29 protein-coding genes and 3 tRNA genes are annotated in these 23966 nt (G+C 46.1%); 25 read left to right on the top strand and 7 right to left on the bottom strand.

The window, feature by feature from the left end; translation table 11 throughout:
* From DESAL_RS10700 to DESAL_RS10605, 21 genes are all read left to right on the top strand, one after another.
* Positions 1-324, top strand: coding sequence for a DUF2190 family protein (locus DESAL_RS10700; protein WP_015852006.1), 324 nt, complete (start codon positions 1-3; stop codon positions 322-324).
* 16 nt (positions 325-340) lie between these two features.
* Entirely contained in the window at positions 341-940 is a 600-nt protein-coding gene (locus tag DESAL_RS20060) for a phage holin family protein (protein WP_081434591.1), read from the top strand.
* Positions 849-1223: an N-acetylmuramoyl-L-alanine amidase gene (locus DESAL_RS20490; protein ID WP_245543827.1), complete on the top strand. Its 375-nt coding sequence runs from the start codon at positions 849-851 to the stop codon at positions 1221-1223. Before DESAL_RS20060 ends, DESAL_RS20490 begins: the two co-directional genes overlap by 92 nt.
* A complete protein-coding gene (locus tag DESAL_RS10690; protein WP_015852004.1) occupies positions 1220-1705 on the top strand; it encodes a hypothetical protein in 486 nt (161 codons plus the stop codon). Before DESAL_RS20490 ends, DESAL_RS10690 begins: the two co-directional genes overlap by 4 nt.
* Positions 1706-1718: 13 nt before the next feature.
* Positions 1719-1922 (top strand): hypothetical protein, encoded by a 204-nt coding sequence (locus DESAL_RS20225; RefSeq protein WP_197528730.1) that lies wholly within the window; start codon positions 1719-1721, stop codon positions 1920-1922.
* Complete coding sequence (locus tag DESAL_RS10685) at positions 1919-2224, top strand: head-tail joining protein (protein ID WP_015852002.1); 306 nt, start codon at positions 1919-1921, stop codon at positions 2222-2224. The genes DESAL_RS20225 and DESAL_RS10685 overlap by 4 nt, the downstream gene beginning before the upstream one ends.
* Positions 2225-2743, top strand: a complete 519-nt coding sequence (locus tag DESAL_RS10680; protein WP_015852001.1) for a hypothetical protein — start codon at positions 2225-2227, stop codon at positions 2741-2743.
* Positions 2725-3294: a hypothetical protein gene (locus tag DESAL_RS10675; RefSeq protein ID WP_015852000.1), complete on the top strand. Its 570-nt coding sequence runs from the start codon at positions 2725-2727 to the stop codon at positions 3292-3294. The genes DESAL_RS10680 and DESAL_RS10675 overlap by 19 nt, the downstream gene beginning before the upstream one ends.
* Positions 3272-4075, top strand: a complete 804-nt coding sequence (locus tag DESAL_RS20055) for a phage baseplate assembly protein V (protein WP_015851999.1) — start codon at positions 3272-3274, stop codon at positions 4073-4075. Before DESAL_RS10675 ends, DESAL_RS20055 begins: the two co-directional genes overlap by 23 nt.
* Entirely contained in the window at positions 4072-4413 is a 342-nt protein-coding gene (locus DESAL_RS10660) for a GPW/gp25 family protein (protein WP_015851998.1), read from the top strand. The genes DESAL_RS20055 and DESAL_RS10660 overlap by 4 nt, the downstream gene beginning before the upstream one ends.
* On the top strand, positions 4410-5288 hold the full coding sequence (locus DESAL_RS10655; protein ID WP_015851997.1) for a baseplate assembly protein: 879 nt from the start codon (positions 4410-4412) through the stop codon (positions 5286-5288). The genes DESAL_RS10660 and DESAL_RS10655 overlap by 4 nt, the downstream gene beginning before the upstream one ends.
* Positions 5288-5980, top strand: a complete 693-nt coding sequence (locus DESAL_RS19755) for a phage tail protein I (RefSeq protein ID WP_015851996.1) — start codon at positions 5288-5290, stop codon at positions 5978-5980. The genes DESAL_RS10655 and DESAL_RS19755 overlap by 1 nt, the downstream gene beginning before the upstream one ends.
* A gap of 1 nt (position 5981) precedes the next feature.
* Positions 5982-8771, top strand: a complete 2790-nt coding sequence (locus DESAL_RS10645; protein ID WP_015851995.1) for a hypothetical protein — start codon at positions 5982-5984, stop codon at positions 8769-8771.
* A 3-nt stretch (positions 8772-8774) separates the two neighbouring features.
* Complete coding sequence (locus DESAL_RS10640) at positions 8775-9071, top strand: hypothetical protein (RefSeq protein WP_015851994.1); 297 nt, start codon at positions 8775-8777, stop codon at positions 9069-9071.
* A 9-nt stretch (positions 9072-9080) separates the two neighbouring features.
* Complete coding sequence (locus DESAL_RS10635) at positions 9081-10271, top strand: phage tail sheath C-terminal domain-containing protein (RefSeq protein WP_015851993.1); 1191 nt, start codon at positions 9081-9083, stop codon at positions 10269-10271.
* Positions 10272-10781, top strand: coding sequence for a phage major tail tube protein (locus tag DESAL_RS10630; protein ID WP_015851992.1), 510 nt, complete (start codon positions 10272-10274; stop codon positions 10779-10781).
* Positions 10782-10784: 3 nt separating this feature from the next.
* Entirely contained in the window at positions 10785-11024 is a 240-nt protein-coding gene (locus DESAL_RS10625; RefSeq protein WP_015851991.1) for a phage tail assembly protein, read from the top strand.
* A gap of 126 nt (positions 11025-11150) precedes the next feature.
* Complete coding sequence (locus DESAL_RS10620) at positions 11151-13163, top strand: phage tail tape measure protein (RefSeq protein WP_015851990.1); 2013 nt, start codon at positions 11151-11153, stop codon at positions 13161-13163.
* A gap of 11 nt (positions 13164-13174) precedes the next feature.
* Positions 13175-13555, top strand: coding sequence for a phage tail protein (locus DESAL_RS10615; RefSeq protein ID WP_015851989.1), 381 nt, complete (start codon positions 13175-13177; stop codon positions 13553-13555).
* Positions 13552-13755 carry a tail protein X gene (locus tag DESAL_RS10610; protein ID WP_015851988.1) on the top strand — a complete coding sequence of 68 codons (204 nt, stop codon included), beginning with the start codon at positions 13552-13554 and terminating at the stop codon, positions 13753-13755. The genes DESAL_RS10615 and DESAL_RS10610 overlap by 4 nt, the downstream gene beginning before the upstream one ends.
* Positions 13746-14735, top strand: a complete 990-nt coding sequence (locus tag DESAL_RS10605) for a contractile injection system protein, VgrG/Pvc8 family (RefSeq protein WP_015851987.1) — start codon at positions 13746-13748, stop codon at positions 14733-14735. The genes DESAL_RS10610 and DESAL_RS10605 overlap by 10 nt, the downstream gene beginning before the upstream one ends.
* Before the next feature lie 61 nt (positions 14736-14796).
* Here the strand turns inward: DESAL_RS10605 and DESAL_RS10600 are convergent, their stop codons facing one another.
* From DESAL_RS10600 to DESAL_RS10590, 3 genes are all read right to left on the bottom strand, one after another.
* Complete coding sequence (locus DESAL_RS10600) at positions 14797-15741, bottom strand: hypothetical protein (protein ID WP_015851986.1); 945 nt, start codon at positions 15739-15741, stop codon at positions 14797-14799.
* A 430-nt stretch (positions 15742-16171) separates the two neighbouring features.
* Complete coding sequence (locus DESAL_RS10595) at positions 16172-16603, bottom strand: hypothetical protein (protein WP_015851984.1); 432 nt, start codon at positions 16601-16603, stop codon at positions 16172-16174.
* Positions 16603-17403, bottom strand: coding sequence for a hypothetical protein (locus DESAL_RS10590; RefSeq protein WP_015851983.1), 801 nt, complete (start codon positions 17401-17403; stop codon positions 16603-16605). Before DESAL_RS10590 ends, DESAL_RS10595 begins: the two co-directional genes overlap by 1 nt.
* Before the next feature lie 486 nt (positions 17404-17889).
* On the opposite strand from DESAL_RS10590, the gene DESAL_RS10585 reads away from it, so the two are divergent.
* Positions 17890-19548, top strand: coding sequence for a hypothetical protein (locus DESAL_RS10585; protein WP_015851982.1), 1659 nt, complete (start codon positions 17890-17892; stop codon positions 19546-19548).
* A 15-nt stretch (positions 19549-19563) separates the two neighbouring features.
* Here DESAL_RS10585 and DESAL_RS19750 read toward each other — a convergent pair whose 3' ends face one another.
* Both DESAL_RS19750 and DESAL_RS10575 read right to left on the bottom strand, forming a co-directional pair.
* Positions 19564-20667, bottom strand: a complete 1104-nt coding sequence (locus tag DESAL_RS19750; protein WP_015851981.1) for a caspase family protein — start codon at positions 20665-20667, stop codon at positions 19564-19566.
* Between the two features lie 61 nt (positions 20668-20728).
* Entirely contained in the window at positions 20729-21976 is a 1248-nt protein-coding gene (locus DESAL_RS10575) for a hypothetical protein (RefSeq protein ID WP_157046943.1), read from the bottom strand.
* A 318-nt stretch (positions 21977-22294) separates the two neighbouring features.
* Here DESAL_RS10575 and DESAL_RS10570 point away from each other — a divergent pair.
* Both DESAL_RS10570 and DESAL_RS10565 read left to right on the top strand, forming a co-directional pair.
* Positions 22295-22384: transfer RNA gene (locus tag DESAL_RS10570), tRNA-Ser, on the top strand.
* A gap of 175 nt (positions 22385-22559) precedes the next feature.
* Positions 22560-22649 (top strand) — tRNA-Ser (locus tag DESAL_RS10565).
* Positions 22650-22725: 76 nt separating this feature from the next.
* Here the strand turns inward: DESAL_RS10565 and DESAL_RS10560 are convergent.
* Positions 22726-23286: a BON domain-containing protein gene (locus DESAL_RS10560; RefSeq protein ID WP_015851979.1), complete on the bottom strand. Its 561-nt coding sequence runs from the start codon at positions 23284-23286 to the stop codon at positions 22726-22728.
* A gap of 184 nt (positions 23287-23470) precedes the next feature.
* Here DESAL_RS10560 and DESAL_RS10555 point away from each other — a divergent pair, with 184 nt between their 5' ends.
* The gene (locus DESAL_RS10555) at positions 23471-23740 is read left to right on the top strand and encodes a hypothetical protein (RefSeq protein WP_015851978.1); all 270 of its coding nucleotides are present in this window, start codon (positions 23471-23473) and stop codon (positions 23738-23740) included.
* Between the two features lie 117 nt (positions 23741-23857).
* Here the strand turns inward: DESAL_RS10555 and DESAL_RS10550 are convergent.
* A tRNA-Pro gene (locus DESAL_RS10550) sits at positions 23858-23934 on the bottom strand.
* Positions 23935-23966: the final 32 nt, after the last annotated feature.

The raw sequence follows: 23966 nt of genomic DNA, 5'->3' as shown, positions 1-23966 counted from the left end.
ATGGCACTTAATCACATTCAGAAGGGCAACCACATGACGTGGACCAACAACACCGGGGCCGCTGTTGAATCCGGTTCCGCTGTTCCCGTTGGTTCCAAAGTCGGCGTTGCCCTCGTTGATATTCCCAATGACGAAACAGGTGAACTCGCAATGGGTGAAGTCTGGGAACTCCCTAACGCTGGTGTTGAAATCCTTCAGGGTGCCACCGTTTACCTTGACGGAAATAAAGCAATCACCACCGTTGCTGAAAACAATATTCAGGCTGGTTTCGCCTTCGCTCCTGCGGCTTCTGATGAATCCGTCCGGGTGAAGATCAACTCTTAATGGAATTCAGACAGGTATGAATCAACTCTTCGACAATATCACTATCAAGGCTTGCCTAGCCATGTGCTGTTCTGGGGCATCTTGGCTTGTAGGCGGTTTCGATAAGGCATTGCTTGCACTGGCTGTTTTGTACCTGTCTGACTTCGCGCTGGGGCTTGGAAGGGCTTTGCATAGCGGAAACTACAACAGCGCAAAATTCCGGCACGGCGTGGGCAAATTCTTAGTCTATGCCGTGGCAATCATCATGGCAAATATGCTGGATATAACCCTTGATGAATCCCTGCCTTCGGTTTGCGCCTATGTGCGTGAATTCTTGGTTATGTATCTGGCCTCAAACGAATTCTTGAGCGTAGCGGTTCACCTTGCCGAACTTGATGTGCATGTGATCCCGCGCCAGCTAACAGACCGGATTAAATCATTCAGGGATGAATTCAACCCAATAGAAGATAGGAGTCATTATGGCACTTCAGGTAGATATGGTGGTGGTTCACTGCTCGGATTCAACATGGGGGGACGCGGCAGTAATCGACCAGTGGCACAAAGAGAGGAAATGGAAGGGGATAGGATACCACGGGGTAATCCTGAACGGCCTCCGCACAAGTCACGGAGAATATGATCCCACCATTGATGGACTTCTTGAATCAGGCCGTCCTCTTGATGAAATCGGCGCGCATTGCAAGGGTTATAATAGCCGTTCTGTGGGTATCTGCATGATCGGCAGGGACCACTTTACCGAATCCCAGCACGAAGCATTGGTTCGTAACCTTATGGACCTGCTCAGACATTTCAAGCTCGATCCTGATGCCGTCTACGGTCATTACGAACTGGACGACCATAAGACCTGTCCCAATATGGACATGGACCTGATCAGAGAAAAGCTTTGGGAAATGTGGGCATGATCCCCATCGGCACCATCCTTACCTTCATCGGCTCCGGCAAAGGCAAGCTCGTTCTTGGGCTTGCCGCCGGGCTGGTGCTTATTGCCGGATTTCTGATCTGGGTTTCAGTCCTCAAGTTCGACATTGCCCAGCTTCAGGGTGTGGTTTCTGACCGGGATAGCGACATATCCCATCTTGAATCAGACATAGCCGGATACAAGCTTCAGGTGCGTAACCGGGACACGGAAATAGGTAAGCTCAAGGAAAGCGGAAACCAGACAGCACGGGTTATTGCCGGGCTTAAAGGCCAGCTTGAAGAGTCTAAGGATAATGCCCGCTGGTATCGCCAGAAACACGACAAAGCCGCCCGGCTACTACAGGAAGCCCGGAACTATCCGGCAACCAATTCAACGGGAGTCATAAGCAATGAAAAGAGCCGTCTTGCTGCTAAGTTTATCAATGGTGTTCTCGGCGTGCGTCCAGAAACAGCACAGCAAAATTGATGAAGTCCGGGAAGTGGTCTTCGTATCTACTTACGTAGAATGCCCGCGCCCGGCGAATCCAATTCTTAAAGCTGTACTTGAAGAAAAACATATAGGTTCAAGCGAAAATGTGGATCGCTTGATGTTCAACATAGTTGAATTAAAAGGCGGTCTTAAAGCCATGAATGCCACTATTAATTGCTATGAGAAACAGGCTGAAAAGAAGGTCACAAAATGAACATTCATGATGATCTGGACATTTTCTTCATTGGCCTTGATGCCGTGGAAATCACCGTCTGCGGCGAGGATCGCACCTTCATAGCATACAAGAATACGGACATGGATTCCGTGTCTTTAGGCCGCGCCATGACCCTTAACCCGGATCAGCCAACTATGACTTGCAAGGACGTTGACGGTGCCGGGTTGGATCAAGAAAGCCAAGTCATTATGGAAGGCAAGACTTATGATGTTTTGGACTTCACCACTGATGGCACAGGGCTTGGTGAGCTTGAATTGATGCTGGCTCAAGAAGAGGAATAAGTGGCTACCTATCTGAACATAGACGGTGACCGGCTGGAAGTGATTGCCGCCGATTTCGCCGGGACCGAAAAGCAGATTGATGCAGCATGCCGCCGTGCTGTTTCCAAGCTGGTTCGACATTTAAAAGTAGTCGTCTTGCGGAATCTCTCAATGCTTACAGGGGTACAACAGTCCGTCTTACGAAATAGAATTTTCGTTAATACACAAAATTCACGCAATATAGCTGTCATGTGGATTGGTACGTATTCGGTCCCACTAAGAAAAATGAACCCCAAACAAACAAGAACTGGCGTTAGTGCTGGGGGCGTTGATCGTGCTCATGCGTGGATTTTTAAAATTAATGGCAATCCTAAAGAAGTATACAAACGAACATCAAAAGCTAAGTACCCAATATTAAAACAACAAGTTGATTTAAAAACTGCTGTAAATCTCGTTCTTCAGGCTGACGTGATGAAAGCTTTTGACAGAAAATTTTACACCTATTTTGAACGGGAAATGAAATGGGAATCAAACAAATAAACATAGCTGAAGCTCATGAAGCCATAGTTGCTAAACTTAAGGCCGCTTTCCCTCGTTGCACTGTCGGCGATTATCGCCGGGAAGAAGGCAAAGTAAAAGCCCCTGCGCTGGCTCTTGAACTTTCCCATATTGAACCCGGTGAACGTGATCCCGGTACAGGCCAGCTTGAAGTTGTTCTCCGATGGGAGGTTTACCCGCTGACTCATTTCAAAACGAAGAACGCGGCCCGTGAAGTTGCCGCCCTTGTATGCGCTGTTGCTAAATTCGTCCACGGTAACCGCTTTGGACTTCCGGTATCTGCTGCAAAATTCATCGGCGGTTATCCTGAAGACTTCAAGCCAGCAAAGGACGGCTACGAAGAATGGCGCGTTGAATTTGAGTTTGAAGCCTATCTCGGTGAGTCCGTATGGGATGGCAAAGGCGTAACTCCTCAAACCGTATATCTCAGCTATTCGCCTTTGATCGGTGCCGCTCACGAAGCGGATTATGAAGAAGTAAAAGACGCACCCACGGTAGGAGGGCAGGAAGATGAAGAATTCGAACTTCCGTAATTCCGAAACAGACCGCCGCCTAGCAAACGTTATTCGTATTGGAACCGTTGCCGAGGCCGATTATCAGAAAGCCCGCGTTCGCGTGGCCTTTGGTACTGCCGTTTCTGATTGGCTTCCTTGGATTACCTTTCGTGCTGGCGGCGACCACACATGGTGGGCACCGGAAGTAGGGGAGCAGGTTGTAGTTCTTTCGCCTTCCGGTGAAACTTCCGGCGGCGTGGTGCTTGGTGCTATGTTTTCAACTAATCATCCTGCCCCGGCTGATCGTCCCACTATTCATCGTACTACCTATGAAGACGGCGCGATTCTCGAATATGACCGCGAAAATCATATTTTACATGCTTATATCCCCGGCTTTGAACAGCGCGAAATCGACAAGGATATGTCCGTGCAGGTTCACCGGGATGTCTTTTGGAATATTGACCGGGACGCATTCACCAATATTGATAGCAATCGCACTGATACAATCGGCGGCAATGTTTCCGTTGATGTTGGTGGGGATGTTCAGCGCACCGTGGGCGGCAAAGTCGTTCTTGATGTTCAGGGCGAAGTTATAATCAACAGCGCAACCCGTGTTACGCTTTCCGCTCCGCAGTTGGTCTTTGACGGCCCCATAACTCATGGCAATTCTACCCACGGTGGCGGTGCTGAATTCTACGGTGAAATCATCCATCGTGAAGGGAATTTCATTCAGAAAGACGGCGACACCGTTTCGCAAGGCGTTTCCCTGCAACACCATGTTCACCCCAATATTGAAGAACCTGTCGGGGGTGCATCATGAATGGCGTAAATGCTGTTACTGGTGAAGCTCTCGGCGGTATTGCCCACCTGAAGCAATCCATTTCCCGGATTCTGACAACTCCTATCGGTTCGCGTGTTGTGCGCCGGGACTTTGGTTCCCGGTTGTTCAAACTGGTGGACCGCCCGCAGGATAAGAACTTTGCCATTGAAGTTTTCAGTGCCGTAGCTGAAGCCCTTGATAAATGGGAACCGCGCTACAAGCTCACGAAAATAGCAATCGTTAGCGCAAATGCTGACGGTAACATTGTCATTGATCTTGAGGGCAAATATTTGCCCAACGGTGAAGAAATCAAACTTGAGGGGGTACGTGCGGCATGAGCAATACCCCCATTGATATGTCAAAAGTTCCGGTCCCTGATGCCGTTGAAGTGCTGGACGTTGAAACCATTATTCAGGAAACCGTTGCAGATTACACCGCTGAATGTCCTGAATATACGGCTGTACTTGAATCTGATCCTATTCAGGCTCTTTTGCAGGTCGTAGCTTACCGGGAAATCAACCTTCGCCAGCGGGTAAATGAAGGTGTGCGCGCCTGCATGGTTGCTACTGCGCTTAAAGCCGATCTTGATAACCTCGGCGCGCTGGCTCCGGTTACACGCAAAGTACTTGATCCCGGTGATCCCGATGCAAGCCCGCCTGTTGCCCCTACCTATGAAGAGGATGAAGAATTCCGCGCCCGCGTCCAGTTGGCCCCGGAATCCTTTTCTGTTGCGGGGCCTGATGGCGCATACGAATTTTATGCCCTGACCGTTCCGGCTGTCCGAGGTGCAAAGGCTCTTACTCCTACACCGGGACATGTAGATGTTTATGTGTTGAGCCGTGACGGTAACGGCATTCCTGATTCCGAAATCCTGACCGCAGTTGATAGCGTGGTCAATGACCGTGAAATCAGACCCTTAACCGATCATGTCACGGTCAAACCTGCTGAAATAGTAGACTATGCTGTTAATGCAAAACTTTACATTCAGTCCGGCCCGGCCCCGGCTGCTGTGGTTGAAACTGCATGGCAGGCTGTATCCGAATTCGTCACCGCCCGGCACGTTCTCGGCGGAACTGTGCCGCTTTCCGGCATTTATGCCGCCCTGCATGTTGAGGGCGTGGCGCGGGTAGAACTCATTTCCCCGGTTGCTGATCTGGCTATGCAGAAACAGCAGGCCGCATATTGCACTGCAATAACAGTCGAGGTGGGCTAATGACACAAGACCTTTTGCCCATCAACGCAACCCCGCAAGAACGCGCCTTATCCAAGGCTACAGGCAAGCGAATTGAATCTATTCCCGTGCCTATCCGTGATCTCTGGAACCCGGATAAATGCCCGGTTGTTTTCCTGCCGTGGCTGGCTTGGGCCTTGTCCGTTGATCTCTGGAAAGATGAATGGTCCGAAGCTCAAAAACGCGCCGTTATCAAGGCCAGCATTGCCATACACCGTAAAAAGGGAACTCCGGTTGCCGTTGAAAATTACCTTTCCGCTCTCGGCTATGAAGCGCGTGTGCTTGAATGGTTTGAATATGACGGTGACGAATACAAGTTCAAGGTCAGCACTGAAACCGGGATTACTGAGGCTATTTATCTGGAAATGATTGAAGCGGTTATGGTTGCCAAGAATACCCGATCACACCTTGAATCAATTCAATTTCATTCAGTCCTTACAAACAACATGTTTGCAGGGGGCAATGTCCGCACTGGTGATGTGCAGCATATTCCCCACCGTTTTGGAATCAAGGTTAATCCCATTCAAACCTATGCCGGGGTTGCCATAACTCAGGCGGACATAATCAAGGTTGGCATTAGGGATTCAAAAATAAACATCGCACCTATTGAATTGGGCATGGGCATAACCATGCAGCAAGTTGATATAACAACTATCCCCGTTCGGGAGGTTTAGTATGGCAGATTTTATCGGAACAGTACCCACCCGCTACGGGTTAGAACTGCTTGGGCTATTGGGAACTGGTGTAACTCTCAATTTTACCCGCGCGGCGGTCGGGTCCGGCGTATGGAATCAAGAACAAGTAGATTCCCCGGCGGAAATGGAAGCATTGGTAAATGAAGCAATGTCCCTTGCTATCAGTCCAGAATCAGTGAAGCCCGTATCTATCCCAAAAGGTGATGAACCTGTGGGGATGTATGAAGTAAGTGTTTTTCTGACTAATGCAGGGCTTCAAGACGGCTTTGCTTTAAGGGAAATTGGAATTTTTGCGGATCATCCCACAAGAGGCGAAATCCTTTTCGCTGTTGATTATGCGGGTGATCGGTCAGATTACATTCCGGCCCTTCCTGCGAATGCGGCTCCGTTGGAAAAAATTTTCAAAATGGCTGTTTTGACGGGTCTTGCAAAGGAAATCACTGTTAATCAATCCCCGGTGTTGCTGGCTACTCATGATGACATCGGCGACCATAATACGAACCCCGAAGCACACCCCGATCTGCTGGGTCGTCTTGCTACCGGAACCCCGGAAATCCTTTTCCCGTTGGATGGAGCCGAGAACATAGGCGAAACACCTATCTATCGTTTCCGCCAGTTCGCGCCTGTGTTTGAAGGCACAAGCGAGGAAGCTATTCAGGTTCAGATTGATCTTGAAACCGGAACCTTTGCAAATCCTGTTCATGACTCCGGTTTCCTGACCACCATTGCCGCAGGCTATGAACAGCCCGCCGGAATGCTTCAGGCCGGGAAAACAAAATATAAAATCCGCTACCGCCGCAGGTTGAACACCGGGCAGATTTCCGAATGGTCTGAAGTCTTTATTTTTGAAACTCGCAACGTGTTTAATTACGTGGCCCGGCCCGTTAACGTTTCGCCGTCCAATGGCGCAACCGGGGTAATGGAATGCCCTAAATTGATATCCGGCCCCTTTGCCGTTGTCGGTGATGCTGTCGATATTCATGAAGCTACGCAATACCGTATGCGCATAGGTGATACGGTGTTGCACCTGTCGCCGGAACTAGGCGCGGTTGTCGAATATGATTTCCCCGCTGGGTTGCTGTTAGTGTCCGGCGATTATGTTTGGGAAGTCCGTTACAAAGGGGCGGCTCTGGGCTGGTCGGAATGGTCCATTGCAACCTCATTTCACACCGCCGCTGCTTTTATCATTGGTGATGAAGCAATCAGTTTCACTAGCTGGGATGGCTACGACAACGCTTCCGCTGCCGGGGTTGCCTTGGCAGATGATGCCGCGCTTCGTTCCAACGGCGTGGATCAGGGTGCGGAAGAAGGGGATTGGGCCAGTTTTAAATTACGTGGAAAAATTCGAGGTGGTGCGGATATTGATTTGAAACCGGATACCAGCGCAACAGAACTTGTATCCTCAACAGAATTGATTGCCGGGAAACGTGTGGCTATCAACGGCGGTAAAATTGTCACACTGGGCAATGTTACTGATGTTACTGTAAATAATTGGGATCAGGTCGTTGCTATCCAACCTCCTGATTGGTCCGCTGAATGGACTGGTAGACGAATTGTCTGCAACCCCGCCGCTGGAACAGAATTATATGCTGTAGGCCATTATCAATCTAACATATTCGATGTGCGTAAATCTATTGATGATGGACAGACATGGACCATATGCAAGACGTTTTCAACTAAAGTGCTTGGTGCATGTGTAACTGATTTAGGGCACTTGGCAGTTTTGACTGTTGGTCATGTGTACATTTCTTATGATCGCGGCGAAACATTTGAACTGAAAAGTTCAAATGCGGTATTTAGTGATACATATCCGGCACCTCGCCCGTATAGAAGTCTCGTGGCTAGTGCTGATGCCAAATATATATTTGTTATTGCAGAAGGTCGGCTCTATTGGAGTAACAATTATGGAGTTGCATTTTCTCAGCCATCCATAAGCGCAGGTTGTAGAGAAGGATTCATAACAAGTACCGGACGATATATCGTCTATAAAGCCTCTGCTGGTACAATTGCGTACACTGATGACTATGGTGAAACATGGTTAGAAACAGCATCAACAGGTATGTCAGTCAGTGAAGCGTGGGGTTTTGTAGAACATAAGCCCTCAGGGAAAATCTTTTTCTGTGCATATGCTAGTAATATATATGAATCTAGTGATAATGGGAAAACATGGACGTTATTCTACAACAATACCGAAGATGAAAGTCAAAACTACACGGGTATATTTAATTTGCTGCTAGTCGGTGATCACATTTATGCCACAAATACTACAGGCGATACTGTCGGACTAGTGAAGATTAACGTTTACACTAAAGGATTTGAGGGAGTTAATACCGGGCAGCGTTATTACGGCATGGCGTATAACGGCAGTGTCATCGTTATGTCCGAAACAGATGATGGTGGAGGATACAACTGGATAACAGATACTATTTATACTGCTAGTGTAACCGCTCCATTGTTTAAATCCGATATTTCTGCAGCAGGATTGATCGAAGCCCCGTCCCGCGCAAAGTTTATACCCAAACTCACCGCCGCCACAGGCCCGGCAGGAACTGCATTTACCGCCGCAGATTTCAATGAAATCCCGGTAGCAAACGCCACTCTCGGTACTGATACCGACACAGACCGCCCGGATTTCATTCTCTTGGAATCCGAAAAGATTACCCCGGCAACACCGTTCCGCCGGGTGGCTATTGGTGCGTCCGACCTTCAAAAAGATTCCGAAACCCGCATTAGCGAAACCCAGTGCGATACTTGGAAACAAGGAGCGTAAACCATGAATCTTAACAGCATGACACTTGATGAAAAGAAGTTGCTGGCGGCGGAGCTTGCACCGCTGATCCTTGGTGAATTCCGGGCAACTTCTGAAATGATTATTCCCGGTGCGGAAAAGGCGGTGAAGGTGAAAACCCGTGCAATTGATACCGGGCTGATTTCTGCCGATACCCGCACCGCTTTTGCTAACGCTGAAACAGAAATCAGCAATGCTTCAAATTTTGAAGAACTCAAGGCCGCGTCTGAGGATATGGCGGGCATCGTCCGTACTATCCTGATGGGCCATAACAACGAATAGGAGACAGTCATGGGTGAAAATTTTCTTCATGGCGTAGAAGTCATTGAAATTGACAGTGGCCCGCGCACTATTCGCACGGTGCGCTCTTCGGTTATCGGCATTATCGGCACCGCGCCGGATGCTGATGCAGCCGCATTTCCCATTAACAAGCCGACCATGATTGCGGGCAACCGCCGCGAAGCTGCAAAGCTTGGCACTAGCGGAACTCTGCCTAATGCCATTGATGCAATCTTTGACCAGATTGGCGCGGTTGTGATCGTGATCCGCGTTGAAGAAGGTGCGGATATTGCCGCCACCATGACCAACGTTCTCGGCGGCGTAGATGAAAACACCGGAGAATATAAAGGTGTTCAGGCCCTGCTTGGTTGCAAGTCTGCCGTTGGTTTTACTCCGCGTCTGTTGTTGGCTCCGGGCTTCACGCACCAGCAGGACGAAGACAGCGAGAATCCCGGCACATTCCTTAAAAATCCCGTGGTAGCGGAACTGGAAGGGATTGCAAACCGTCTGCGGGCAATCGTGCTGGTGGATGGCCCCAACACTAACGATGCCGATGCAATCGCCATGGAAAACCAGCTTGGCGGACGCTGTTACATGGTTGACCCGTGGGTGAAGGTGTTCCGCAATGGTGTTTATGAAAATGAACCGCCTTCCGCGCGTATCGCTGGCCTGATTGCCAAAATGGATAATGACAAGGGCTTTTGGTGGTCGCCTTCCAATCAGGGAATTATGGGCATTTCCGGCACATCCCGTCCGGTTGATTTCGCTCTCGGTGATGCAAATTGCCGGGCCAATCTGCTTAACGAAAAGAATGTGGCCACAATCATCAATGAAGATGGCTTCCAGCTCTGGGGTAACCGTCTTTGCGGCAGTGATCCCAAGTGGGCTTTCATTTCCGTGCGCCGTACTGCGGACATGATCAACGAATCCCTGCTTCAGGCTCACCTTTGGGCCGTGGATCGCAATATCACAAAAACTTACTTCGAAGACGTGGTTGAAGGCGTAAACAATTACCTGCGCAACCTGAAAAACAAGGGGGCGATTCTTGGCGGTGAATGCTGGGCCGACCCCGAACTCAATAGCCCGGATCAGCTTGCAGCGGGCCATGTCTATTTTGACTTTGCTTTCACCGCGCCTGCCCCGGCTGAACGCATCACCTTTCAGAGCCGTATGGTTAATGATTACTTTGAGGAGGTATTTTAAATGGGTGTTGCAGATAATGTTCTGAAGGACTTGGAATTAAAAGTTGATGGTCGCGGTTATGCTGGGAACATTGAATCTTTCAAGCCGCCTAAACTCTCCCTCAAAACCAACGACCACCGCGCCGGGGGTATGGATACCTCCGTAGCTGTTGAAATGGGTATGGAACCCCTTGAAGCCTCCTTTGTCCTGACCGGACATTTTCCCGAAGTGCTGACCCTGTGGGGTGTCGCTGTAGGTGAAAAACCGCAGATGACCGCGCGCGGTTCCGTTGAATCGTGGGACGGCACCGTAACCCCGGTAGTAATCAATATGCGCGGCCTGATCTCTGATATTGAAGATGGAGATTGGAAGCCCGGAGAAAGCAATACTCAGACTTTCACCATTAAGCTTGATTACTACAAACGTGAACAAGGAGATGTCGTTCTCCACGAGATCGACGTTCGTAACATGGTTCGAAAAATTAATGGCGTGGATCAACTTGAAGAGCGCCGTAAGGCATTAGGATTGTAAGCAATGGCTACTATCACACTTGAATATCCGGTTGAGTCCAAAGGCACCGAAATCAAAACTCTTGAAATGCGCCGACCTAAAGTGCGGGATCAGGTGGCCTCTAAAAAATCAAGCAAGTCTGATGAAGATATAGAAGTAAACCTATTTGCGAACCTTTGCGAAGTCTCGCCTGAAATCATCATGGATTTGGATATGAAAGACTACAAATCCCTTCAGAAGGAGTACAAGTCTTTTTTGTCCTAGACCCGAAGGAAGTAAGACGCGCGGTTCTGGCTCTGGCCCATTTCACGGGCTGGAGCCGGGCCGAAATTATGGACATGGATTCAGTAGATTTTTTGCATGATGTACGGGAAGTAAGGCGGCTTCAAAATGGCAAGTAAGAAATATTCAGCAGTCGTAGAAGTAGGCGGCGCGGTTAAGTCCACCTTTGGTAGCTCTATGGGCAATGTCCAAAGTGGACTTGTTTCCGTGGGCGATGCTGTCAAAGATACTGATTCCCGCTTCGGCGACTTCAGTTCCGGTATGGCTGAAACTGAAACCGTATTTGATAAGATCGGCTCCGCGCTTCAGGAAGTAGAAGCCCGGCAAGGCAGGGTAGGGGATTCCCTGAAGCTGCTGTCCGGCGATGTTTCGCTTTATGCTGATGAACTTAAGGAAGCCCGTGCAAAAATGGACTTGCTTAATCAGTATGATCCTGCCGCCGTGCGCGAATCCGGCAAAGCCTACCGGGAATTAAAGCGGGATGCCTCCAAGCTCCGCAAGGAATACCAGAAGCACCCCAAGCCCACAAAGAAAATGCTGAACGAAGTCAAGCGCGCTGAAGCCGCCGCAGATAAAGCAGGCAAGGCATACAAGGCCAATCAGAAAAAACTTGCTTCCTTGGGGGCGGAACTTGAAAAGGCCGGGGTTGATACTAAGAACCTCACCGGAGCGCACCGCAAACTTTCCCGCCAGCTTGATAAATCACGCAAGGCTTATAAGAAAATGTCCGCCGCTGTGAAAGCTGGCGGCAAGATGAAACAGCAGGTTGGCGACTTGGCGCGCACCGGGGGCATGGTCGGGGCTACTGTAGTTGCCGGGGCCGCCGCTGTTGGCACTGCGGTTACTATGGCGAATCAGGCCACGGGCGAACAGGTCAAGCTTGCACGGGCCTTGGGTGTATCCGCTGAAGAGTTTCAGGCATGGGGAGGCATTGCCAAAGAAGCCGGGTTTGAAGTGGATACCGTGGGCGACCTCATTGAAGAAATGAATAACAAGCTGGGTGAGTCCGCCGGGCTTGAAGAGATTACCCCGGTTAAAGAGTCCCTTGAAATGCTCGGCTTATCCTTTGAAGAGCTTCAAGGCATTGCCCCGGAAGAACAGTTCAAGCGCATAGCCGAGGCAATCAAGGCCATGCCGGACGGACAACAGGCTTCAGCCGCCGCTGATATTCTTATGGGCGGCGAAGCTAACAAATTTTTCGGCTATCTGCGGACGCGTAAGGAAGGCGTGGACGAAATCATAAATCAGCAAAAGCGGTTAAATGTTCTATCTGAAGAAGGGCGCAAGGGCGCGGCTGATTACAATACCGCCTTTTCGCAAATGTCCACGGTGGTCGGTTCGGTTGCCGCTGAAATTTCCGGCCTGATCGGTGGCGCGCTGGCCCCGCTCATTTCCGAATATGCACCCAAGCTTGCCGACTATGTCCGTTCTCACAAAGACGATCTTATGGGCGTAGGCGATACTGTGCGCGATATGATTCCGGCGGTTATTGATTTCGGCAAAGGGCTGTACAAGGTCGGCTCAATGGTCGCTGGCTTTATCTCCGCTGTAGGCGGTATTGAAAACGTAGCCATGATAGTCGGCGCGGTTATGGCTGGTAAAGCCACTATCGGCATGGTCAGCTTTGCAAGTTCGCTGGTAACTGTTGGGCAAAGCCTGCCCTTTGTCGCTACCGGAATTAAGGCTATCGGTGCCGCTATTGCTGCTAACCCTATCGGCTTGATTGTCGGGGCCGTGGTCGGCGGGGCTATGCTTATCTGGAAATACTGGGAGCCTATCAAAGATTTCTTTTCCGGGCTGATTGATACGGTAGGAAGCGTTGTTTCCAGTGTTGGGAGCTTCTTTGGATTCGGTGACGATGAAGAAGAGGAAGAACCATTGCCGAAAGTCGGCGATACCGTGAAGAAGTCCATGCCCGTTGCCGAGGCCAGAACCGAAACCATAACGCAAGCTCTGCCCGTGGAACTCCGTTCAAGTCAGTCTCAGCAATCCATTTCCAATAAATACGATATTCAAGTCCATGCCGCGACGGGGCAAGATCCTGAAGAAATCGCGGACGCGGTTATGCGTAAACTTGATGAAGAAGGCCGGAACAATGCCCGGCTTGCCCTGCATGATTAAAAGGTGAAGTTATGGGAATGCTCAAATTAGGCGATTTTATTTTTAGTGTTGATACTGCCGCGTATCAGGCTTTGCAGCGTTCAACGGCTAGACGGTGGGCAAAAATACAGCGGATCGGAAAGCGAGTCGCCCATCAAGATTTAGGGCCGGGGGATGATGCTATCACTTTGCCCGGCGTAATCTACCCGACATACAAAGGCGGGCTTACCCAGATAGATGAAATGCGTAAAATGATGAACGCGGGCGAACCTCTTATGATGGTGGACGGGCAGGGCAATGTTCACGATAAGTGGATTATCCTTTCTGTAACTGGAAATGACAGCGTATTTTTTCAAGACGGCGTTGCACAGCAGCAAGACTTTTCAATCAAAATTGAGCGGTTCGAAGAATGATCATTTATACCACCAAAGACGGCGACATGCTGGACCACATATGCTGGAAGCACTACGGCACTGAATCCGCAGTACCGGAAGTGCTTGAAGCCAATCCCGGCCTTGTCGATCTGGGTGCGGTTCTGGAAGCCGGGGTTGAAATTATCCTGCCGGAAATCGCAACACCGGAACCGGATCAAGGAACTAGCTTATGGGATTAACTCATAAGCCCGTTTACCGTGTGGAATGTAACGGTAAGGACATTACCGCCGCTATTCAGAACGATTTAATTTCTATGACTATCACCGATGAAGCCGGGGTTAAATCAGATTCGCTGGACATATCCATTAATGATAAGGGCTATGCAGTGCCGCCAGCCGGGAGTCAGTTTAAAGTCTGGCTCGGATACGGGAAGGCCGCAACCTATATGGGGCTGTATGTCCTGAACTCCGTGCGCCTGACCGGGCCACCGGATAAGATGACCATCAAGGCCGCTGGTGCACCGCAGGATAAGAGCAAATCATATTCCCAGCTTCAGACACAGAAAACACGCTCATGGACTCCGCAGACCATAGGCGCGCTGGTGGCAACCGTAGCCGCTGACCACGGGCTTGATCCTGCCGTTGCTGCTGACTTGTCCGGTGTGGCTCTGCCGCATATCGACCAAATGAACGAATCAGATATGCACTTGCTTACCCGCATAGCGGCGGATCATGATGCAATAGCCAAGGCCAACGGCGGCAAGCTGATATTTGCCCATAAGGGGCAGGGCAAGACCGTATCCGGTAAATCCATGCCCACCATTGAGCTTGTACCTAATCAGGTGACCAGCGTTAGCGTAGACATTGAATCCCGCACGAATTTTAATTCTGTTGTCGGACTCTGGCGCGATGTAGAAGGCGCGCAGGATGTTGAAGAGATAGCCGGGAGCGGTGAACCCGTTCACCGGATCAGACATATTTACCCTACCCCTGAAGCTGCAATAACGGCCGCAAAGGGTAAGCTTGAGGCTTTCCAGCGTGGCAAGCAAAGCCTTTCGGGAAGCCTTCCCGGTATGCCAGAACTAAGGGCAGAGTGTAGGCTTTCGCTTTCTGGCTTCCGGGCTGAAAAGAATGGGCTTTGGTCTATTACCCGCGCTATTCATAAGTTGGGGAGTGGGGGGTATGTGACTAGTGTGGAGGGGGAGAAGGTGAAAGCATAGGAACAAGTGGCGGCTAAATCTTTGTAAGTTTTTTTAATGACTATATGTCAAAAGAATTTGATCATTTTGGTAATAATTTACGGTCATCGGAAGACCAAAATGATGTTGTGTGTCCCCATATTTCATAATGAGCAATAATTCTTAAGACGCATCCAGCATAGATTGAAAGAGCAACGCCATTCTGTATTGGAAAATATTCGACTTTAGGAATATCAATCAGATCAAAATTTTTAATGATACTAATATCATTTTTGAGTTGGTAAAACTTTCGCCCAAAATTAGGAACATCTTTGAAGTTAATTGGGTCTCGAGTATTTTCAATACGCATTTTTTCTAATCTATCTTGCAAATGTTCAATCCTGTGTCGAAGCTCATGATGCTTTTGCCTATATAAGTTTAGATGTTTATATACTTGTTCATAAAGCTTTGGCTCGTCTTTTTTCTGAATTCTGGTGTAAATCTCTACAACATGCATATTAAAGGTATTAGAAATTTGCCAATCATCCCTTTTTGAATAATTGTTTGGTTTTTTTAGTATTTTAAACCAAAACCATTTCTTTTTTGGTGGATTATTTTCTGTAGAAATATAGTCTATTTCTTTAATCCTTCTAATTTGATTTATTAGGTACAGTCCATGTTTAAATGTTATATCTTCATCGTAATATGTCATCACCTCCTCTGTTGCAGAATAAAATTCATGCCTTAAAAAAGGAGTGCTCATTTCTAATGTGTCGAAATCGTCAAAAACATGCATTATATCACTATGAGATTGTTCTGCTACCGAAGCAAGTTCCGCAATTACTTGATTGAAATCTTCAGACACTTTATTCAATCTATCAATATAATGTCTGCTTACGTCAAAAAATACTTTAACATTGAGCAGCTGCTGGTGTGTTTCTGTTGTAGCACTGGTCTTTATTGATTTTCTGTAGCTCAGCAAAGCAACGAATAAACTACCAAGCGCTACAACAATTCCAGTAATCGAAATGTAAGAAGTAAATGTCATATGTGATTATTGTTTTTAAAAGAAATAGCTTTTAATTGTTATGGAGATATAACCCTCATTAATGCAAAGTGACATAGATAACCTATTCAAATGAAATTGTTAATCAAACGATGCGGTCAAATATTGATTATGATCTAGCTCACCCTCTACTCACCTTTTCACCCAAGAAAAATGTAATATAAGAGAAAAAAACGGGTGTTAACTACCTGAAATGACATACACCGCATTCGATTGTGTATCTTCCGGAGCTGAAGGGAAAGGCGGTAATTGTTTCGGAATTGAGTACGAAACTGATTTCTGTGAGGTGGTCCGAGAGCGGTTCTGAATGCGTGTAACAAAACATTAATTTAGAAATTTTAAATTGGTAATAGGAGAAAGTTGGGTCGTATGCCATACTATCTCCTATTCCTGTTCTGTGAAAAGTTTATAATTAAATATTATTCTTGATGTGTTTATTGTATATCTTGAATAGTCGATCACAATTTTTACCTGCCGCAGTTATTTGAGCAGCTATATCTTCTGTTTTACCTATATTTATCTCCAAGTAGGAGTTGTCTTCTGCATTTTTAAAATCATAGTTTTTAGATTTTATATTAGTATAAATAAAGTTTTCATTCTTTATATAATCAATATTGTCCTGTTTATTAAATTTTTTAGCTTCGCTAATTCCTTTGTCTGACATATACCAAAGGCTTCCTATGTTGTTTTTATTTTCTGCGTCCCTTGAGTTGCATATAAAATAGTCCCCATTGTCGTCTTCAATATCAAATACAGTAAACAATATTTCAGAGATTTGTTCTGCTTTCGCTTTTGTAGCCGTTGCACCCCCAGCAGACTCAACAGCTTCTTCTAAATTTGACATTAATTTTCTCCCTGTTTATTTCTTATTTCCATGATCATCCCTTCCACATAGTGAAGGATGTGACCAAGGTAGTTGACCGAAAATTCAGAACTTTCGTAATTCCATTTCCATTCGTCGTCAATTTTTGCTTCTAGCCTATTTTTTTCATAATGATTATGTAGCAATTTTTTTAAAACTTCTTGTAGTTGGGTGCTTATTTGAACTTCAAAAGAGCATAAACATTTGTATGTCTCCCAATCAGAATTTACTAACTGAAGTTCTTCACGCAGTTCTAGATGGACAGCATAATATCCTTCATCTCTAGCTTCATAATCAATGTGGCAATTCGATTCAGTGCATTCTTCGACTAATTCTTTGTATTTCTCAACAATATAGTTTACGCCATCTAGGTATTTAACTGTTATAGTTGTTCTAACTATGTCTTTGATTATTGAGAACCCTTTTTCAAGTGAGATCCACCCAGAGTCTGGTGGTAAAGGCCAGTTCTTATTTTGTATTACGTTTTTCCTATAAGTTTTTTCAATGAAAGATTCATATGGTTTAATAAAAATGTCTGGAGGAGAGTCATCTTTAAACAAATGGTAACTATGTTTGGTTGAATATTCATCAATATATTCAGGGTAATTCTTCACAAGATTTGACCAAACGTGCGATTCTAAAAAGTGATCACGGATATGCTTTGAAGTTGCTTCGTATCTGTTTTCCATTTGAGTGCTTGATATATCGAATTTTTTTTCAAACCAAACTTTATACTCAATGATATCTTTAGGCTTATCGGTTGTGTCTTTTAGCTTTTTCACCTTTAGTTCCTTATAGTAAATCCCTAATTATAGTTTAACTCCTAGTGAGAGATTTTAAATACTAGCTAATGTTGTTAATTTCGTTAAGCTTTTTATTTATGTTGAATCACTTAGCTTGATTAAAATTTTATGTGTTGTCTAGGTACCCTTATGGTCAGCCGTAATGCTAATATTTTAGTATTCAAGATTGCACCAAATTTGCACCAAAACTTAATAAATATGGGGTAAAACAGGTGCATTTGACCTAATTTGAGAAAATTTAAGTATCTAAAATGCTTGGATTTACTTAACTGAATTTGTTGTCTTACCCGTCTGGAAAGCGTGTATAGTTAACGCTATCGGAGGTTCAAATCCTCTCCTCTCCGCCAGCTTGAATTTACAAAGCCCCTTGCAACGATGTTGCGAGGGGCTTTTTTGTTTTACTTCGCTAGTAATTATTTGTATTTTTATATTTTATATTCGAATTAGCTTATAAAATGAGGAAGCATGAAAGATAGCGCTCTGTACGAACGAGAATTGCAACGAAGCCTTATGCTTTTGAGAGAATCGTTAGAGGAAGGTAAGTTGTCTCTTCCCGCAGATGAAAAATTAAAGCAGTCTCTACTTAAAATAAAAATTCGTGGAGATGGATCGATTGACTTAGATACAGTAGATGCTTGTGTGAGAAGTTTAGCAAGAACTTGTACAATGTTGCATGATAGGGAAGCTCTTAAAGACGTTGCCTCATTGCCTGATATTCAATGTACTTATTTTGAATTTGTTCATAAAAGTTTTGGTGACTTATACCAAGATATGAAGAACAAAGGATATACTGCTGATTTTGTGGGTTCTTTATTTTCAGAAAATGATGAGCTTAGAAGTTCTATATTGCCGCAAGTGGATGCTTTTTTAGAAAAAATCAAAGTGTTTTGGAGTCATATTGATGATGTGGCATGGACGCATGTAGAGGATTTGCAGTGTTTAAAGGGAGTGTATGGAGGTTCCCTTTTTCCCTCATATTCCAATAATGTTGCTTCTAAATGTGGTATTTATACTGATACAATTGTTCTTCCAGATCCTTTTTTGAGGGCGGAACCATTATTTGAGAGATCCTCAGATCAATATAAAATATATTATACAATACGTCATGTGATGACACTTCTTGATTATAAGGAGTTGGCAACAGTGGATCTGGGATTGCCAATTGTCGTTGTTTTACCTGACCCAACCTTACAAAAATTTGAGAGAGATTTAATTGTTGGATTTGGGGAATCTGATTGGCTTATTCATGCTCAACATATATTTGGAAGAGAGTTTGAATCTGTTGATCATTTGTTCTCTTTTTGTTCTTCTCTAGACTCCTATAGTAAGGTTGCTGATGAGATTAAGGATGAAAGTAGATTCGTTTTTAATGATGATATAAAAGGGTCTTTTGAAGACAAGCTTAGATATCAATATGCTGGCGATGATTACAAGGTTTTACAAACTGAGAATCCAGGAGCAATACTTGCCCTTTCTACAACTGGACGTATGTCGCAAGCTAATGAAGTTCTTGTTCGAAGTGCAAGATTTAATGGTATTCCAATCGTTGATGCTCCCGTTTCATGGGAGTATTTTAAATGGAAGTTAGAATATGATGGCTTTAGGACTAATCCGGGAGAAATGTTTGATTTGCATGTTACCAAAGGTCTTCAGAATATCGCAGATGGTAAGATGACTTGGATTGGTAATATTCCAACCGATGCTCTTATTGAGATTCGCAAAGTGGGCGCTCTAGATGAAATTAGAGAGGTGCTTGGCAAAGGTGTGCATGAAATTTCTAAGATATCACCTTCTGATTTTGCTAAAAGTGCCGATCAAATTATGGAAAATATTCAAAGTTCTTTCTCTGTACATCAAGGGAAGGTGCGTGAATTGAAGAATAAAAAATGGAAATTTGCCGGATGTGATGTTGGTAGTTGGTTGGTTTCTGGAACGCTTGAGGTTGCAGCAGCACTAACAGGCACGCCCTTATATGGTTTAAGTGCATTCGTGATTAATCAGCTTGTCGATGCTCCAAAAATAAAAGATATTCCTACGGCGTATAGAAAAATAGTTGAAGAGGCTAATCAAGTTGAGAGGTCTCCAGTTGGGTTGTTGTTTAAATGTAGTCAAGCTAATAAATAGTTGTCGTGTTAGTTTCTAGTGTCCAAATGAAAAATCACCCAGAAAATCCGAGCTGACCCACGGGCGCTGCTGATCCCTTGTTTGTGCGGAGACATCCTTGGCTACTTCTTTGAAGAAAGATTCCACGCTCAGCGTTGGATTTGCGACATGTCGTATGAATGCCGTGGCATATGGACTGTTGCGGCCAGCACCATCGGCTGCGACATCTCCCGGAGCTGTTGAAAAAGCGATTATTGAGCCGCGCGGTGCGCTCAGTCTTGCCAGACCGCGTGTCTTGGAACGGAAGGACCGGGCAAACGGGTTATCCCGGCAGGCATCCAGTACTACAATATTAAGGTTAGAATCAGCGTAGCGCAGATTATCCATTACACGTCCTGCGGAAACGGACTCGTAACGAACGTCTCCCTCATCATCCATATCGGCATCTATGGGAACGAGATAGTTCTCTCCATCCAGTTGCAGCCCATGCCCTGCAAAGAAGAAAAACGCTACCGCATCATGGGCTTTCTTGCTGAAGCTGTTGATAGCTTCCTCCATCTCTCTGAGTCCTGCATTTTGCACCAGCATTACCTCGAATCCCAGTGATGGCAGGGATGCTGCTATATCACGGGCATCGTTCACAGGGTTCGGTAACGGGGAGGTTTTGTAGGCACTATTACCAATAACAAGTGCAACCCGCCTGCTTAATTCCTGCTTGAAGGGTGTTGCCGGAACGTGGGCAGGTTTAAGTATTACGGGAGCAGGGGATACTTGTTTTGCCGTGAGATCAGGTTCAGGATTCTTTTCTAGAGAGTATGTAAATACAAATGTGTTTCCCGAGCCGAACTTGGAGCCGGGGATATAATTTCCTGCAAAATATTTGTCGAAGAGTTGTGAGCGGTCCATTCCGTAAGACTGTTTTTTGTAACCTTCTTTTTCAAGTGTAATATTATAGATTTCACCCGTAGTTCCTGAAAACTTGAATGGTATATCGCATGGAGAATTGCACATGAAGGTTTCATCTTTGAATACCTTGGCGTTGTCAGGGATTGTCTTGACGGCAATTGTGTCAACGCCAGCGCATGATGGCAGTATATGGAGTACTGCCACCATGAAAAACAAAGCAAGTAGTCTTCGCATAGACTCTCCCGCATCCACGACAAAAGATTTTGTTTCAGCGTTATAAGAGGTAGCCGGTTTCTTACTGTACCAGATCGAAATACATCGCCTTTCCGCCTGAAGTATAGCATCCACTCTTAAACCGGATAATCATATTGCGATCAAGGTCAGTAACGAATCCTTCAGTGCAAGAACCGCCACTGGTCACAACATAGCTTTTCCCTGATTTTTTTACCTTGTAACGTCTCGGGCTTCCGCTCATTTTAACTTTCCCAGAAGCTGCGTTTTTTTCGCCTGAAGTAAAGGTGCCATCCCCATTGAATAGGTACATGCGGTAATGATAGCTGCCGCCCCAGTAGTCTTTTTTGTCGGCGATGAAGGTTCCTGCGATTTTCGGATACGGGCTGGCAGAGGTGTTGGATTGGCCCATATTTAAAGAATTATCCGGTATTTTTTTGAAGTACATTGCTTTTCCCCCGGGGCTGTAGCATCCACTTTTGAATCTTCTGATTTGATTATTCTCGGTGTCGGTTACATAGCCTTCCGTGCAGGAGCCACCGCTGCTCAAAACTATATTATTGCCCGATTTTGAAATCCTGTAACGTTTATTCTTTTTGTCCATTTGAATTTTGCCATTCGCCACATTCTTGGTTCCGGTTGTCAGTGTACCGTCGCCATTGAAACGGTAAATGCGGTAATAGTACTGGCCTGCCCAGTAATCTTTTTGGTCAGTTATGAATGTCCCGGATATTGTGGGTAGAGAATTTCCGGTTGTGTGCTGCTGAGTGCTGTAGGGGGTGTTTGCGTAGGGATTGTTGTTTGAACTTGCCTGCTGGTTTCCATAGGGGGTATTTCCGGAGCTTCCTGCACCCAGCGGGAGTCCTCCCTGCTGCTGATTGTAATTTTGCTGACCTGCGCCGGGGTAATACCATGTGTTCATGGAATTTCTGAGCTGATGCCATGCCTGACTGTGGCCTTTTAGTGCAAATCCTTGAAAAACGTAATTTACGCCATTGTATCTGGAAGCGACTAGGTGTGAGTCGAATCGGTTGCCGTCACGAGTCTGGCCGGAATATGTGCGGGTTACGGCTGGATAGCCGGAAACCTGACCGGGGACCTCGGAGACTTTGTTCTGGAAGGGGAGTCCTCGCTGGGTCATTTCCCTTGCCCACATATCAAGAAGGGCGCCGAGAGGGACTTCTTGTCCGGGGGCTGCGTATAGTTCGATGGCGGCATCTTGAGCAGGGGAGATACATTGTTTTATTAGGTCGTTACCTCTTGCGGCTCTGTTATCATTCCATCCTGGTGGGCATTGAAGTCCTTGCGACATATCCGTTGCTAACAGTGGGGATGCAGAGAAAATAATGGTAATGATAAATAAAAGTAGAGTTTTGCAGGTGTGTTTCATCGCATACTCCTATGGTTTTGGGAGTATGTTAGCTCATTGTAGAGGATAATTCTATAGCGTGGTGTTTTTATGTTAGTTTTCGGGGTTTCTGTATCGAGAATAAAGGTAAATTTGCATTCAGAAAAAGTCTGGAATTAAGCTGGAGTATTTATAAAAATTAAAATTTGGATTTAATTTCAAATAATTGAAAAAAGTCCTTGCCAAGGAGTTCTGATTTAGCTAAACACATTTCTCCCAAGCGGAGAGGTGTCCGAGTCCGGCTTAAGGAGCACGCCTGGAAAGCGTGTATAGTTAACGCTATCGGAGGTTCAAATCCTCTCCTCTCCGCCAGCTTGAATTTATAAAGCCCCTTGCAATAATGTTGCGAGGGGCTTTTTAAGTGGTTTAGATATTTGGTTTTTGATTTGAGATTAATTAATTATCAAAATTTAAGTTTAATTCAAAATAACTGAAAAAAGTGCTTGCCAAGCAAGTCTGATTTAGCTAAATCCTTTTTCACCCAAGCGGAGAGGTGTCCGAGTCCGGCTTAAGGAGCACGCCTGGAAAGCGTGTATAGTTAACGCTATCGGAGGTTCAAATCCTCTCCTCTCCGCCAGCTTGAATTTACAAAGCCCCTTGCAACGATGTTGCGAGGGGCTTTTTCGTGTTTGAAAGATAGGCAGATTGTCTTTTTACTGCTTATTCGAAACACGCAGGTATGATTTTACCTTGCGCACTCCTTCCACGGCCTTGGCGTGAGCTATGGACTTATTAATTTCGGCTTGAGTCTTTACCAGCCCCAATAGAACCACCTGACATTGCACTACTTTTACTTCAATATTTGTGGACCAGATGTCCCCGTCTCCGATTAATGCCGATTTTACTGCTGCTAAAATCGAAAGGTTTTCAGTTGTGTCGCAGGTAGGATCTTCTTTTTTGGGCAGCAGGTAGGTGGTGGTCCCTGTTACGCCTTCAACGTTTTTGGCGATAGCGATAGCCTTTGATCTTTGGGCGTAGTTCTCGTATTCGCCGACCAGATATACATGGCCTATGAAGGTGTACGGTTCAATCCCCATTACTGACACGTCATCGTCATCCAGGTAGGCTTTCATTATGGCGGCTGATATTTTTGCATCGGAAGTTTGCTGGCTCAAACTGCGCTCATCTAATGCAGCTTTATAAGCTGTGCTGCATCCTGCGCTGAAGATTGTTGCAATCAGAATCAATAAGGGAAGTAATGCTCTGGGGGTCATGTTTTTCTCCTTGTTTATGGTGTGCCTGATCCAAGGGCAGTGTTTAATTGTATTATGAACAGGTTTTTTGAGCAAAGCTTTCTTTTTGGGTTGCTGTTGCTTGGTGATGCGAGCTATTTGACTTTCCACCCGACAAGCCTATGATAGCGCGGTTCTTATACTTATAAAAAATGAGGAAAATATAGTGATTTTACCCGGAATGGCCAAAGATGATGTGGTTCTTGTTAAGGCGGACGGCAAACGTATCGAAGGATTGAAGGCTGTTGTCTCCATGCGTAGGATTGTTACTTTTCATACTGATGTTGAGATCGAGCCGAAGGATATGATGATCAAGCAGTGTGCTGATGGCGAGCAGGAAGCATATCTTGTGCTTGATCCCATGTTTAATCATGCTGGAGACGGTATTCCTGAAAATTACCAGATTACCGTGCGTAAGGTGGCTGTACCTGAATAGGGTGGGGCAGTATATTTGAACGCAAAAAAGCCGTGGATTAGTCCACGGCTTTTTGTTTTGCTGCTGCAAAAGAAAAAAGCCACTGATTTCTCAGTGGCTTTTCGGGGTTCCTTCTTGTGGTCGGGATGAGAGGATTTGAACCTCCGACCCCTTGAACCCCATTCAAGTGCGCTCCCAGGCTGCGCTACATCCCGACTCAAGTGAAGAGAGGTCTATGTGGAATCCT

The organism is Maridesulfovibrio salexigens DSM 2638 (assembly GCF_000023445.1).
In the GTDB taxonomy this organism is placed as follows: Bacteria; Desulfobacterota; Desulfovibrionia; order Desulfovibrionales; family Desulfovibrionaceae; genus Maridesulfovibrio; species Maridesulfovibrio salexigens.
Note: the sequence above shows the minus strand (reverse complement) of the source record. Positions and strands in the feature narration are given on the sequence as shown.